This window comes from Rubrivivax sp. JA1026, assembly GCF_011065555.1.
GTDB lineage: Bacteria > Pseudomonadota > Gammaproteobacteria > Burkholderiales > Burkholderiaceae_C > Rubrivivax > Rubrivivax benzoatilyticus.
On record NZ_JAALCQ010000001.1, the window covers coordinates 361,800 to 375,170 of the forward strand.

13 protein-coding genes and 1 tRNA gene are annotated in these 13,371 nt (G+C 72.0%); 8 read left to right on the forward strand and 6 right to left on the reverse strand.

The genetic code is table 11. The annotated features are described in order from the left end of the window. Positions 1 to 82: 82 nt before the first annotated feature. The 4 genes from G5B56_RS01675 to G5B56_RS01690 form a co-directional block, all read right to left on the reverse strand. Positions 83 to 373 (reverse strand): late competence development ComFB family protein, encoded by a 291-nt coding sequence (locus G5B56_RS01675; protein ID WP_009859124.1) that lies wholly within the window; start codon positions 371 to 373, stop codon positions 83 to 85. A gap of 73 nt (positions 374 to 446) precedes the next feature. Then, a complete protein-coding gene (nadC, locus tag G5B56_RS01680) occupies positions 447 to 1,304 on the reverse strand; it encodes a carboxylating nicotinate-nucleotide diphosphorylase (protein ID WP_009859125.1) in 858 nt (285 codons plus the stop codon). Continuing rightward, positions 1,301 to 2,419, reverse strand: a complete 1,119-nt coding sequence (gene nadA / locus G5B56_RS01685) for a quinolinate synthase NadA (protein WP_009859126.1) — start codon at positions 2,417 to 2,419, stop codon at positions 1,301 to 1,303. The genes nadC and nadA overlap by 4 nt, the downstream gene beginning before the upstream one ends. A 79-nt stretch (positions 2,420 to 2,498) precedes the next feature. Next, complete coding sequence (locus G5B56_RS01690) at positions 2,499 to 3,338, reverse strand: helix-turn-helix domain-containing protein (RefSeq protein WP_009859127.1); 840 nt, start codon at positions 3,336 to 3,338, stop codon at positions 2,499 to 2,501. 65 nt (positions 3,339 to 3,403) lie between these two features. Here G5B56_RS01690 and G5B56_RS01695 point away from each other — a divergent pair, with 65 nt between their 5' ends. Together G5B56_RS01695 and G5B56_RS01700 are read left to right on the forward strand one after the other, a co-directional pair. Further along, on the forward strand, positions 3,404 to 4,645 hold the full coding sequence (locus G5B56_RS01695) for an MFS transporter (RefSeq protein WP_009859128.1): 1,242 nt from the start codon (positions 3,404 to 3,406) through the stop codon (positions 4,643 to 4,645). A 31-nt stretch (positions 4,646 to 4,676) separates the two neighbouring features. After that, positions 4,677 to 6,377 (forward strand): thiamine pyrophosphate-binding protein, encoded by a 1,701-nt coding sequence (locus G5B56_RS01700; protein WP_164962125.1) that lies wholly within the window; start codon positions 4,677 to 4,679, stop codon positions 6,375 to 6,377. Between the two features lies 1 nt (position 6,378). On the opposite strand, the gene G5B56_RS01705 is transcribed toward G5B56_RS01700, so the two are convergent. Next, positions 6,379 to 7,287: an EamA family transporter gene (locus tag G5B56_RS01705; protein ID WP_164962126.1), complete on the reverse strand. Its 909-nt coding sequence runs from the start codon at positions 7,285 to 7,287 to the stop codon at positions 6,379 to 6,381. Between the two features lie 88 nt (positions 7,288 to 7,375). Here G5B56_RS01705 and G5B56_RS01710 point away from each other — a divergent pair, with 88 nt between their 5' ends. The 6 genes from G5B56_RS01710 (at position 7,376) to G5B56_RS01735 (ending at position 10,741) form a co-directional block, all read left to right on the forward strand. Further along, positions 7,376 to 7,837: an Lrp/AsnC family transcriptional regulator gene (locus G5B56_RS01710; protein ID WP_029718791.1), complete on the forward strand. Its 462-nt coding sequence runs from the start codon at positions 7,376 to 7,378 to the stop codon at positions 7,835 to 7,837. 67 nt (positions 7,838 to 7,904) lie between these two features. Then, the gene (gene rraA / locus G5B56_RS01715; protein WP_009859132.1) at positions 7,905 to 8,396 is read left to right on the forward strand and encodes a ribonuclease E activity regulator RraA; all 492 of its coding nucleotides are present in this window, start codon (positions 7,905 to 7,907) and stop codon (positions 8,394 to 8,396) included. Between the two features lie 2 nt (positions 8,397 to 8,398). After that, on the forward strand, positions 8,399 to 8,905 hold the full coding sequence (locus tag G5B56_RS01720) for a hypothetical protein (protein WP_164962127.1): 507 nt from the start codon (positions 8,399 to 8,401) through the stop codon (positions 8,903 to 8,905). A gap of 57 nt (positions 8,906 to 8,962) precedes the next feature. After that, a tRNA-Pro gene (locus G5B56_RS01725) sits at positions 8,963 to 9,039 on the forward strand. 242 nt (positions 9,040 to 9,281) lie between these two features. Continuing rightward, complete coding sequence (locus G5B56_RS01730) at positions 9,282 to 9,893, forward strand: type IV toxin-antitoxin system AbiEi family antitoxin domain-containing protein (protein WP_164962128.1); 612 nt, start codon at positions 9,282 to 9,284, stop codon at positions 9,891 to 9,893. After that, positions 9,890 to 10,741, forward strand: coding sequence for a nucleotidyl transferase AbiEii/AbiGii toxin family protein (locus tag G5B56_RS01735; RefSeq protein WP_164962129.1), 852 nt, complete (start codon positions 9,890 to 9,892; stop codon positions 10,739 to 10,741). Before G5B56_RS01730 ends, G5B56_RS01735 begins: the two co-directional genes overlap by 4 nt. Before the next feature lie 356 nt (positions 10,742 to 11,097). On the opposite strand, the gene G5B56_RS01740 is transcribed toward G5B56_RS01735, so the two are convergent. Next, complete coding sequence (locus G5B56_RS01740; RefSeq protein WP_009855702.1) at positions 11,098 to 13,242, reverse strand: bifunctional diguanylate cyclase/phosphodiesterase; 2,145 nt, start codon at positions 13,240 to 13,242, stop codon at positions 11,098 to 11,100. Between the last annotated feature and the right edge of the window lie 129 nt (positions 13,243 to 13,371).

Here is a 13,371-nt window from a genome sequence, read left to right on the forward strand (position 1 = left end):
CTCCGGGTTAACCCTTGTATCGACCGATGACCGCGCCACTGAAGCGTGGCAGCGGCGGCGCGCACGCGCCGCCTGCGCCGGATCAACCGCGGGCGCGCATCGCCACCCGGGCCTGGACGAAGCCGAAGGCGAACTCCACCGCCTCGGCGATCTGGTGCTCGCTGTCCTTGCGCTCGCGTTCGCTGAGATAGAACGAGAAGTCCACGGCGTGGCGGATGTAACGCGGCTGCAGCCGGTTCAGCGCGACGCAGGCGACGTCGGCCAGCAGTTCCTCGTTGCCGGCCACGCCGGGATGTGCCGGCGCTGCGGCCAGCACGGCCTCGAAGACGGCGCGTTCGTTGTGGTTGTGGATCGACGTGAAATCGATGCTCATCGGGCAGCCTCGCGAGGGTTTGCGTGCCTGCGCTTTATCGGCCGCCGCAGGCCCGGACTTGAGGGTGCGGCGCTCAGAACTCCTCGACGACGCGCATCGAGAAGTCGACCGCCTTCACGTCCTTGGTCAGCTTGCCGATCGAGATGCGGTGCACGCCGGTGGCGGCGATGGCCCGCAGCTGCTCCAGCTGCACGCTGCCCGAGACCTCCAGCAGCGCCCGGCCTTCGTTGATCGCCACCGCCTGGCGCATGCGCTCGAGGTCGAAGTTGTCCAGCAGCACGCTGGTCGCGCCAGCGGCCAGCGCCTCGCGCAGCTGCTCCAGCGTCTCGACCTCGATCTGGATCTCGACGCCGGCGTTCAGCGCCCGCGCGTTGGCCAGCACCTGGCTGACGCCGCCGGCCGCGGCGATGTGGTTCTCCTTGATCAGGATGCCGTGCCACAGCGCCAGACGCTGGTTGCGGCCGCCGCCGATGCGCACCGCGTACTTCTGCGCCTGGCGCAGGCCGGGAATCGTCTTGCGCGTGTCCAGGATCGCGCAGCCTTCGGGCAGCGGCGAGGCGCCGCCCACCGCCTCGACGTGGCGGCGGGCCTCGGTGGCGGTGCAGGACAGCAGCTGGATGAAGTTCAGCGCCGGGCGCTCGGCGGCCAGCAGCGCCCGCGCCTGGGCCTCGATCTCGACGACGGGCGCGTCGGGCGTCATCCAGTCGCCTTCTTCGACCTGCCAGGCGATGCGCGCCTCGGGGTCCAGCGTGCGCACCACGGCGTCGAACCAGTCGCGGCCGCAGAGCACGGCGCGTTCGCGCGCGATGACACGCGCCTTCACGCGGCGTTCGGCCGGCACCAGCATGCCGGTCCAGTCGCCGTCGCCCAGGTCCTCGGCGATCGCGTCGCGCACGTTGCGCTCGCGCGCGATCTCCAGCGTCTCGTTCATGCAGCCCCCACGTTCGGAACAAACCCTTGCGCCGGCTTCGCGACGGCCGCCGGATGGCGCTGCACGAAGTCCAGCATGCGTTCGATGCAGCCCAGCGCCTGGGCGCGTGTCGGCTCGGGCACGGTGATCTCGCCGGCACCGTGCTCCAGGCAGGCGAGCACGCCCTGCAGCGCGTTCATCGCCATCCACGGGCAGTGCGCGCAGCTCTTGCAGGTGGCGCTGTTGCCGGCGGTCGGCGCCTCGATCAGCGTCTTGCCCGGCGCCAGCTGGCGCATGCGGTGCAGGATGCCGTTGTCGGTGGCGACGATGTAGGCCGGCGCGTCGCCGCGGATCACCGCGTTCAGCAGCTGCGAGGTGCTGCCGACGACGTCGGCCTGCGCGACCACCGAGGCCGGCGACTCCGGGTGCACCAGCACCATCGCGCCGGGGTGCTCGCGCTTGAGCAGGTCCAGCTCCAGGCCCTTGAACTCGTCGTGCACGATGCAGGCGCCGTTCCACATCAGCATGTCGGCGCCGGTCTGCTCCTGGATGTAGCGGCCCAGGTGGCGGTCGGGCGCCCAGAGGATCTTGCGGCCCTGGTTCTTCAGGTGCTCGACGATGGCCAGCGCGCAGGAGCTCGTCACCATCCAGTCGGCACGCGCCTTCACCGCGGCGCTGGTGTTGGCGTAGACGACGACCTCGCGCTCGGGGTGGGCGTCGCAGAACGCCGCGAACTCGTCGGCCGGGCAGCCCAGGTCCAGCGAGCAGGTGGCGTCCAGGTCGGGCATCAGCACACGTTTGTCGGGCGACAGGATCTTGGCGCTCTCGCCCATGAAACGCACGCCGGCGACGACCAGCGTCTTGGCCGCGTGGTCACGGCCGAAACGCGCCATCTCCAGCGAGTCGGCGACGATGCCGCCGGTGGCCAGCGCCAGGTCCTGCAGGTCGCCATCGACGTAGTAGTGGGCCACCAGCACCGCGTCGCGGGCCTTCAGCAGCTCGGCGATGCGCGCCTTGGCGGCTTCGCGTTCGGCCGGCGGCAGCGCGGCGGGCACCTTGGCCCAGGCGTGCGCGGTGCAACTCGCGCCGCTGGCGTCCTGGCGGGTGTAGTCGTAGACGATCTCGTCGGTGTCCATCGTGTTTCTCGTGCGGCCTGCGGCCGCTGCAGAGGGCAGATTGTGGCCGCAGGCCGGGAGTCAACCCGCCGGGGCTGGATCAGCCCGCGTTGAAGAAACGGCTGGGCGGCATGCCGACGGCGCGCCGCACCATCGCGCTGAAGGCGCTGGGGCTGGCGTAGCCCAGTTCGGCGGCGATGTGGGCCATCGGCCGGCGCGCCGCGGCCATCGACAGCGCCTTGGCCAGCAGCACCTGCTGGCGCCACTCGGCGAAGCCGGTGTCCAGCTCCTGGCGGAACAGCCGCGCCACGGTGCGCACGCTGGCGCCGGCCTCGCGGGCCCAGCCGTCCAGGCGCTCGTGCCGCGTCGGCTGCTCGATGACGGCCTCGCACAGCGCACGCAGTCGTTTGTCGGCCGGCAGGCGCACGCCCAGCGGCAGCGGCCGCGCGCGCGCCAGCTCGTCCTGCAGCAGCGCGGCCAGGCACTGCTCGCGCGCCGGCTCCTGCACCACCGCCTCGTCGGCGAGCTGCGCCACCAGCTCGCGCAGCAGCGGCGAGGCCTCCAGCACGCGGCAGCGGTGCCAGTCGCCGGCGGCCGCCGCGCCGTCCAGCGGCCGCGGGCCGTGCGGCTCGTCCTGCAGCAGGTACATCGTCACCAGCTCGGCGTCCTCGACGACCGAGACGAAGTGCTCGACGTCGGGCGGCACCCAGACGACGCGCGTCGGCGGCACGATGAAGGTGTGGTCGGGCACCGTCAGGCGCACCACGCCGGTGGCCGAGAACGCCACCTGCGCCCACGGGTGGCGGTGCGGCACGATGCGTGTCGCCGCGCTCAAGCGCCGTTTGCGCACCCAGACCGGGTGCGCGGCGCTGGGCGCGTGGATCGCCGGGTCCAGCGGCAGTTCGCTGCGCGAGGCGCGGGGGCGGGTGGTGCGTGGCACGATCTCGACAGAAGTTGGCCGACCATCGTAACTGCGCCGCCAGCGGCGCCGCTACGCTGCGCCGCATGACCCCGACCGCCTCCCCGTCTGCCGGCGACGCGCGCCGCGACGTCGCGACGATCTCGCTGATCGGCCTCGCGCACGGCAGCTCGCACTTCTTCCACCTGCTGCTGCCGCCGATGTTCCCGGCCTTCATCCGCGACTTCGGCCTGAGTTATGCCGAGCTCGGGCTGCTGGTGACGGTGTTCTTCGTCGTCTCGGGCGTCGGCCAGGCGCTGGCGGGTTTTGTCGTCGACCGCATCGGCGCGCGGCCGGTGCTCTACGGCGCGATGGGCTGCTTCATCGCCGGCTCGCTGGCGGCGGCGGCGGCGCAGGGCTTCGCCGGCTTGGCGCTGGCCGCGGTGCTGGCCGGGCTGGGAAACGCGCCGCTGCATCCGGCGGACTTCACGATCCTCAACCGCCGCATCTCGCCGCAGCGCCTGGGCCATGCGTTCTCGGTGCACGGCATCAGCGGCAACCTCGGCTGGGCGCTGGCGCCGGTGTTCCTGATCGGGCTGACCGCGGCCTTCGGCTCCTGGCGCGCGGCCTACCTGGGCTGCGCGCTGCTGGGCGCGGCGGTGCTGGTGCTGCTGGTCGCACAGCGCGAGCTGATCGACGACCACCACGACGCCCACGTGCAGCGGGCCGCGGTGGCCGGCGCGACCGAGCACCCGATGGCCTTCCTGAAGCTGCCCAGCGTCTGGCTGTGCTTCTCGTTCTTCTTCTGGACCACGGCCGCGCTGTCGGCGATCCAGAGTTTCGCCAGCCCGGCGCTGCAGCGCATGTACGGGCTGCCGCTGTCGACGACGGCCTTCGTCGTCACCGGCTACATGCTCTGCGGCGCCGCCGGCATGATCGTCGGCGGCTTCCTGGTGGCGCGCGCCGAGCGGCTGGAACGCGTGATCGCCGGCGCGATGGCGCTGGCTGCCGCGCTGCTGCTGCTGGTCGCCAGCGGCTGGCTGCCGGGGCTCGTGGCCGCGGCCGCCGCCGCGCTGGCCGGCTTCGGCACCGGGCTTGCCGGCCCGTCGCGCGACATGCTGATCAAGCGTGCGGCGCCGCCCGGCGCCACCGGCCGCGTCTACGGCACCGTCTACTCCGGGCTGGACGTCGGCTTCGCGCTGTCGGCCCCGGTGTTCGGCGCGCTGATGGACGCCGGCCTGCCGAACGCGGTGTTCGGCGGCTCGGCGGCGGCAATGGCGCTGGGCGTGCTGTCGGCGTCCTTCGTTGGCCTGGCGCTGCACCGCCGGCGCCGCCTGGCGCCGGCCTGAAGCCGGTGCGCCGCGCGGCTACAGTCGCGCGATGCACAGCACCGCCGCCTCCCGCCTTGCCGGCCACGCCGTCGTCGAGGCCCTCGTCGCCCAGGGTGTGGACACCTGCTTCGGCGTGCCCGGCGAGAGTTACCTCGCCGTGCTCGACGGCCTGCACGAACACCGCGAGCACATCCGCTTCGTCGCCTGCCGCCACGAAGGCGGCGCCGCCTTCATGGCCGAGGCCCAGGGCAAGCTGAGCGGGCGGCCCGGCGTCTGCTTCGTCACGCGCGGCCCCGGCGCGTCGAACGCAGCGATCGGGCTGCATACCGCCTTCCAGGATTCGACGCCGATGGTCTTGTTCATCGGCCAGGTCGCCGGCGACCAGCGTGACCGCGAAGCCTTCCAGGAAGTCGACTACCGCCAGATGTTCGGCCCCGGCACGCTGGGCATGGCCAAGTGGGTGGGCGAGGTGCACGACGCCGACCGCATCCCCGAGTACGTCGCCCGCGCCTTCCACACCGCGATGCAGGGCCGGCCCGGCCCGGTGGTGCTGGTGCTGCCCGAGGACGTGCTGACGCGCGAGACGGCCGCGCCGGTGCTGCCGCGTGTCGAGCCGGCGCTGGCCTGGCCGGCGCCGGGCGCCTTGCGCGACCTGCGCCGGCTGCTGCTGCAGGCCGAGCGGCCGATCGTCATTGCCGGCGGCAGCGGCTGGGACGCCGAAGCGGCGGCGGCGCTGCAGCGTTTCGCCGAGAACTGGCAGCTGCCGGTGGCCTGCGGCTTCCGCTTCCAGGACACGTTCGACAACGCCCACCCGCTGTACGCCGGCGACGTCGGCATCGGCATCAATCCGAAGCTCGCCGCCCGGGTGCGCGACGCCGATCTCGTCATCGCGCTCGGCGTGCGCCTGGGCGAGATGACGACCGGCGGCTACACGCTGCTGCAGGCGCCGCGCCCGGCGCAGACGCTGGTACACGTGCACGCCGGCCCCGAGGAGCTGGGCCGCGTCTACGCCGCCGACCTGCTGCTGCAGGCCTCGATGCGCAGCGCTGCCAAGGCGCTGGAGGCGCTGACCGCGCCGCCGGGCCGCGACGGCGCCTGGGCCGCCGCGGCGCGCGCCGACTACGAGGCCAACCAGGTGCCGACGCCGGTCGAGCCGCTGGACCTGGCGGCTGTCGTGCAGACGCTGCAGCGCCGCCTGCCCGAGGACACCGTCTGGACCAACGGCGCCGGAAATTACAGCGGCTGGCTCCATCGTTTCCTGCGCTACCCCGGGCTGCAGCACCACGGCCGCACGCAGCTGGCGCCGACCTCGGGCGCGATGGGTTACGGCCTGCCGGCCGCGGTGGCCGCCGCGGTGCTGCAGCCGCAGCGCCAGGCGGTGGCCTTCCTCGGCGATGGCGAGTTCCTGATGACCGGCCAGGAGCTGGCCACGGCGCGCGCCGCGGGCGTGCAGCAGCTGCTGGTCGTCGTCGTCGACAACGGCAGCTACGGCACGATCCGCATGCACCAGGAGCGCGAGTACCCGGGGCGCATCAGCGGCAGCGAGCTGTGCAACCCCGATTTCGCCGCGCTGGCGCGGGCGTACGGCTGGGCCGGGGAGACCGTCGAGAAGACCGCCGACTTCGAGGCTGCTCTGGAGCGTGCGCTGGCAGCCGGCAAGCCGGCGCTGCTGCATTTGAAGCTCGACGTCGAGGTCAGCACCTCGCGCGCGACGCTGGCGCAGATCCGCGCCGCGGCCGCCCGGCGCTGAGTCAGCGCCGTCCGGCCAGCAGCAGCACCACGCTGGCGGTGACGATGCCGGCGGCCAGCATCTCGCCGGCGCCGACGACCTCGCCGCCGATCGTCACGCCCAGCACCATCGCGATCACCGGGTTGACGAAGGTGTAGCTCGAGGCCAGCGCGGTGCTGGCACGCTGCAGCAGCAGCATGTAGGCGCTGAAGCCGATCAGCGAGCCCGCGACGACGAGGTAGACCCAGCAGGCCAGCGAACGGGCATCCGGCGGCAGCGTCGGCTGCTCGCCGGCGGCCCAGGACATGGCCATCAGCAGCAGCCCGCCGGCCAGCATCTGGCTGGCGTAGCCGGCGGCGCCGGGCGCCAGCTCCAGCCGGCGGCCGCCCGGCAGCCCGTGTTTGGCCCAGACGCTGCCGGCGCACCAGGCGGCGCAGGCGATCGTCATCGCCACGAGGCCCTCGCCCGAAGCGCCGAAACCTTCGCCTTGCGTCAGCAGCACGATGCCGGCCAGGCCGGTGGTGATGCCCAGCGTCTCCAGCCGCGACGGGCGCAGGCCGTAAGGCAGCTCGAACAGCGCGACCACCGCCGGCACGACGGCGATGAAGGCCACGACCAGACCCGAGCTGACGCTCTGCTGCGCGTACGCGGTGGCGCCGTAGCCGCCGCCGAGCATCAGCGCGCCGAGGATGAAGGCGCTGGTCCACTGCGCGCGGTCGGGCCAGCCGGCGCCGCGCCAGCGTGCGAAAGCGCCCAGCACCAGCCCGGCGGCGACGAAACGTGTGCCCATCTGGAAAAAGGGCGGGAAGCTCACCAGCGCCCACTTGATCGCCAGGTAGGTCGAGCCCCAGATCAGCCAGGTGGCGGCCAGGCAGGCCAGCAGCAGCGGCGACAGCCGGGCGGCGGAGGTGGGCAGGGCGGCGGTTGACATGGGGCGAGATGATAGAAAGCTCTTCAGCCGAGATCCATGCAGAATCGAAGGTGATCGCGGTTGTCTGCCGTCGAAACAAAGGTTCTGAATGAGCTGCGCCTTGGATGCCTATGACACGAGATTGCTCGCCGAACTCCAGGCCGACGCCCGGCTGAGCCTGGCCGAGCTGGGCCGGCGTGTGCACCTGAGCCAGCCGGCGGTGGCCGAACGCGTGCGCAAGCTGGAGGCCGCCGGTGTCATCACCGGCTACCGCGCGACGGTCAACCTGGGCGCGCTGGGCTACGGCATCCGCGCGCTGGTGCGTGTGGGCCGCACCGACTACGAGCGCATGCTCGAGCTGATCGAGCAGACGGCCGAGGTCGTCAACGCCTGGAACATCACCGGCGAGGACAGCTGGATGCTGGAGATCGCGGTCACCGACGTCGCCCACCTCGACGCCGTGGTGTCGCGTTTGTGCCTGCTGGCCGAGACCTCGACCTCGATCATCTTGAAGTCGGTGCGCGAGCACCGCGTGATGCTGCCGCCGGCGCCGCGCGAGCCGGCTCGATAGCCGGCCGGCATGGGGCTTTGGCGGCCGTCGACATGGCGCGATTAGCATTCTTCCAGGGGGACCGACGATGAACGACTTCTCCACCTGCGACCTCTGCGACCGGCACAAGGACGACGACCGCGGCGACTTCCGCGTGCTGCCGCCGGTGTTCGCGAGCTACGGCGGGCGCGTGCGCTTCGCCGGCCCGGCGAGCACGGTCAAGTGCCACGAGGACAACAGCCTCGTGAAGGCCGCGCTCGACGAGCCGGGCGCCGGGCGGGTGCTCGTCGTCGACGGCGGCGGCTCGCTGCGCCGCGCGCTGGTCGGCGGCAACCTGGCCGCCGCGGCGGCGAAGAACGGCTGGGCCGGCCTCGTCGTCGACGGTGCGGTGCGCGACCTGGCCGAACTCGCCGCCTGCGACGTTGGCATCCGCGCGCTGGCCGCGATGCCGATGCCCACGGTCAAGCGCCACGAAGGCCGGCGCGACGTGCCGGTGCAGGTGCAGGGCGTGCGCGTGGCGCCGGGCGAGTGGGTCGTCGCCGACGAAGACGGCATCGTCGTGATGCCGGCCCGGCCCTGACGATGGCCGCCCCGGCGGACTGGGTCGTGGTGCCGGGGACCGAGGCCGAGATCGAGGCCGCCGCGGCCCGCGCGCGGCGCCTGGTCACGCGGCGTGCGCTGGTGGCGGCGGGCATCGCCGCGGTGCCGATCCCGGGCATCGACTGGATCACCGACGTCGGCACGCTGGTCAAGCTGCTGCCCGAGATCAACGCCGAGTTCGGCCTCAGCGCCGAGCAGGTCGAGCGCCTGGCGCCGGACCGGCGCCTCGTCGTCTACAAGGCGATCAGCGTCGGCGGTGGCGTGCTGGTCGGGCGGCTGGTGACGCGCGACCTCGTGCTGCGCATCGTGCGCACCGTCGGCGTGCGGCTGACGACCAAGCAGGCCGCCAAGGTCGTGCCGGTGGCCGGCCAGGCGGTGTCGGCGGCGCTGACCTTCTCGGCGCTGAAGATCGTCTGCGAGCAGCACATCCGCCAATGCATGGCGGTGGCGCGCCAGCTGCAGTTGCCGGCGCCGGCCGAACGGATCTGACCCCCCAGGGCGGCGAGCGGCTCGCCAGGGGCCGACCGCTACAATGGCCGGCTTCGTCGGGGTGTAGCGCAGCCTGGTAGCGCAACTGCTTTGGGAGCAGTGGGTCGCACGTTCGAATCGTGTCACCCCGACCATCAATCAACGACTTGGACGCGTGCGTGGCACGGCGAACGTCCAGGTCGTTTTTCATTTCAGGTGCTGTTGGCCGTTTGACGGAATCTGCCCAGGTGGCCGCAGGGGCTGGAACGCAATCCATTGGCAGCAGGCGATCCCGCAGCTCGACGTAGATCGTGTGTGGTGAGGTTCTGGCATTGGTGGTGTTCTGTTTTGTATGAGAATTTTTGAAAAATCATATTTTTCAGAACATACTGGTGCCATGGCGGCACCCCTCACGCAGGAATCGCAAGTCCTTCGCCTCGCCCGCGACCGCGGTCTGCTGCGCCCGCGTGACCTCACGGCCCGGGGGCTGCCGGCGGTCGTGCTCACGCGTCTCGTGCAGGCCGGTCGCCTTCAAAGACATGCTCGCGGCCTCTATGGCCTGCCGGGTGTGCCGATCGGCGAACACCGTTCGCTGGCCGAGGTCGCTTTGCGCGTCCCCAAGGGCGTCGTCTGCCTGCTGTCGGCGCTGCGGGTGCACGAAATCGGCACCCAGGCACCGTTCGAGGTGTGGCTGGCCGTGCCGCACAACGTGCGCGCGCCGCGGCTGGACCAGCCCAGCGTGCGCATCGTGCGCATGAATGACGCGGCGCTCGCCTCGGGTGTCGTGCACATCGACGTCGATGCCGTCGCGGTGCCGGTGTTCGACGCCGCACGCACGGTCGTCGACTGCTTTCGCTTTCGCAACAAGATCGGCCTGGACGTCGCTCTGGAGGCGCTGCGCGACGGCTGGCGCCAGCGCAAGTTCACGCTCGACGAACTCTGGCGCCATGCGCAGGAGCGCCGCGCGGCCGCGGTGATGCGGCCCTACATCGAGTCGATCACGGCATGAGCGCCAATCGCGCCGCGGCTATCCGCGCGCGGCTCAAGCAGATTGCCGACGCATCGAAGGAGGACTTCAACCTCGTCCTCACGCGCTACGGCATCGAGCGGCTGCTCTATCGCCTGGCCACCTCGGAGCACGGGCCGCAGTTCGTGCTCAAGGGGGCGCTGCTGTTCGCACTCTGGTACGGCCAGCCGCACCGGCCCACGCGTGACGCCGACCTGCTGGGATTCGGGCCCGACGACCCGGAGCAACTGGCCGCGGTGTTCCGCTCGCTCTGTGCCGTGGAGGTCGATGACGGGATCGTGTTCGACGCCGGGTCGGTGCGCGTCGGCGTCATCCGGGAGGACGCGCGCTACGGCGGCGTGCGCGTCGAACTGTGCGCGAGTCTGGATGCCGCACGCATCACGCTGCAGGTCGACGTCGGCTACGGCGACGCCGTGACCCCGGCCCCGACGCCCGTCCTGTACCCGGGCCTGCTGCCCGATCTGCCAGCCGCCACGCTGCGCGCCTATCCGAAGGCCTGCGTCGTCGCCGAGAAGCTGCACGCCATCTGCCTGCTCGGCATGGTCAAGAGCCGGATGAAGGACTACTTCGACCTCGACCTGCTGCTGCAGGCCGGCGAGATCGAGCCCGCTGAACTGCGGCGCGCGGTGGTGGCAACGTTCGAGCGTCGTCTGATGCCGCTACCGACGGAACTGCCGATCGGGCTCAGCGAGGCTTTCGCGACCGATGCCGGCAAGCGCACCCAGTGGGCCGCCTTCCTGCGCAAGAACAGGTTGCCTTCCTGTGATCTCGCCGAGGTCGTCGGACGGATCCGCGCGCGGGCGGCCGAGATCGGCATTCCGGGATCGTGACGGCTGTCGTGTGTCGGGAACCGGGCGATCTCTGCGCCCTGTTCGCCGGTGCCGGCTATCGGATCGAGGCGTGTTCAGACGGCTGACGCGGCCCGGTCTTCCCAGGGAGCAAGCCTGCTCTTCGAGGCCGCTGCGGTTGGCAGAATCCGCGCCAAGCCGTTGATTCAAAAGGATCTCGCCACTGCGTTGGCCGCAGCGGGTCGCACGTTCGAATCGTGTCACCCCGACCAGATGAATCAACGACTTGGACGCGTGCGTGGCACGGCGAACGTCCAGGTCGTTCTTGCTTCCGGTGCCGGAGCTTAGAAGCGGGACGTCTCGGGCGCCGCGAGCGCTTCGGGCCGCGCCCGGCCGCCTCAGGGCACCGACGGCACCTCGTCGGCACGCGCCGCTCGCACGCCCTGCTCGAAGGCCGTGATCCACGGCAGCACCGCCTCGGCCGGCATCGGCCGGGCGATGAGGTAGCCCTGCAGCAGGTCGCAGCCCATCCTGGCCAGCAGACGGCGCTGGGCGGCCGTTTCCACGCCTTCGGCGACGACCTCCATGCGCAGCGCGTGCGCCAGCTGCACGATCGACCCGAGCACTGCGCGGGCGTCGGCGTCCTGCTCGAGATCGGCGACGAAGCTGCGGTCGATCTTCAGCTGGCGTGCCGGGATGTTGCGGAGATGGGCCAGGCTGGAGTAGCCGGTGCCGAAGTCGTCGATCGAGACGTACACGCCGAGCGCCGCGATGGCGTCGAGCACGCCGCGTTCGGGGCCCAGGTTCTCCATCATCGCCGTCTCGGTGATCTCGCAGACCAGGCTGGACGGCTGCAGCCCGTGGCGCTGCAGGGCCTGGGCGATGCGCTCGGGCAGATCGGTCTGGCGCAGCTGGTGCGGCGAGAGGTTGATCGCGACTCGACACGCGTGGCCCTGGGCCTGCCACTGCGCCAGCTGCGCGCAGGCGGCCTCGAGCACCCAGTGGCCGATCGTGCCGATGAGGCCGAAACGTTCGGCCAGCGGCACGAAGACCGCCGGGCTGACCAGGCCGCGCTCCGGGTGGTGCCAGCGCAGCAGTGCCTCCAGCCCGTGCACCGCGGCGCCGTTGGCGCGGATCTTGGGCTGGTAGAACAGCGCCAGCTCGCCGAGCTCGATCGCGCGGCGCAGCGCCTGCTGCAGCACCAGCTGCTCGGAGGCGTCGCCGGACATGGCCGACTCGTAGACCGTGAAACAACCGCCGCCGGCACGCTTGGCCGCGTCCATCGCGGCATTGGCGCAGCCCAGCAGGCGCTGGCCGGAGTCGTCGTGGTCCGGGTACAGCGCGATGCCGACCGAGCACGACAGCGACACCGGCTGGCCGCCGAGCGTGAACGGGGGGCGGAAACCGTCGACGACACGCTGCGCCAGCGCCACCGCGGCGGCCTCGGCGTCGCGCGCCTCGACCATCGCGACGAACTCGTCGGCGCCGAGCCGGGCGAAGGTGTCGGCGTCGCGTTTCACGCCGCGCAGGCGCCGGCCGATCTCGCGCAGCACGGCGTCGCCGGCTTCATGGCCGAACGAGTCGTTGACCGGCTTGAACCCGTCGACGTTGGCGAACAGCACCGCCAGCCGCTCGCCGCGCCGGCGCGGTGCCGCGTCGCGGGACACCCGGGCGAGCGCGTGCTGCAGGCGGTCCTCGAACAGCACGCGGTTGGGCAGGCCGGTCAGCGGGTCTTCCAGCGCCTTGCGGCGCAGCGTGTCCTGGGCCGCGTCCAGCGAGCGCAGCAGCCGGGCCTCGCGCGCCCGTGCCAGCGTGTCGGACACCGACAGCGCCAGCGTGCCGCCGAGCAGCAGCACGCTGACCACGCTCACCAGCATGGCCAGCGGCGCGCCGCCCAGCGCGTCGGCACTCAGGCAGATGGCCCCCTGCGGCAGCTGCGCCGCGGCCATGCCGCAGTAGTGCATGCCGCCGATGGCCAGCCCCATCACCAGCGCCGAGGCCAGCTGCAGGCGCAGACGCTGCGGGCCCTGGTGGCGGCGCAGGACGAAGAAGATCGACAGCGCCACCGCCGACGCCAGCCAGGCGATCAGCATCGAGGCGCCGACGAGCCGGATGTCCCAGACGATGCCGGGCACGATGTCCAGCGCGCCCATGCCGAGGTAGTGCATGGCGCCGATGCCCGCAGCCATGCAGGCGCTGCCGGCCGCCAGCGTGGCCGGCGTCAGCCGGTCGCGGGTCGCCAGTCCGAGCGCGATCGCCGAGGCGGCGACGGCGGCGACCCAGCTCGCCAGCGTCAGGTCCCGCTGGTAGCCCAGCGGGATGCCGGCGTCGAAGCCCAGCATGCCGATGAAGTGCATGGCCCAGATGCCGGTGCCCAGCGCCAGCGAGCCCGCGGCCCACCAGCTGCGGCGATGGCGGGCCGCGGCCGAGCCGAGCCGGCGCGCGAGGTCCAGCGCGACATAGGACGCGAGCACGGCGACGGCGAGCGAGGTCGCGACGAGCAGCGGATCGTGTCGGGTGAGCAGAAAGGGAGCTGGCGGCATCGGCCTCGAATAGGCGCCGGGCACGGCACTGGCAGTCGGGCCCAGCGGTCGTGCGCTGCCGGGACGGCAGGTCGACTTGGGATTTCTGTGATTCTGGACTGTTGCCGCGATCCTTGCTCGGCGCGGGCC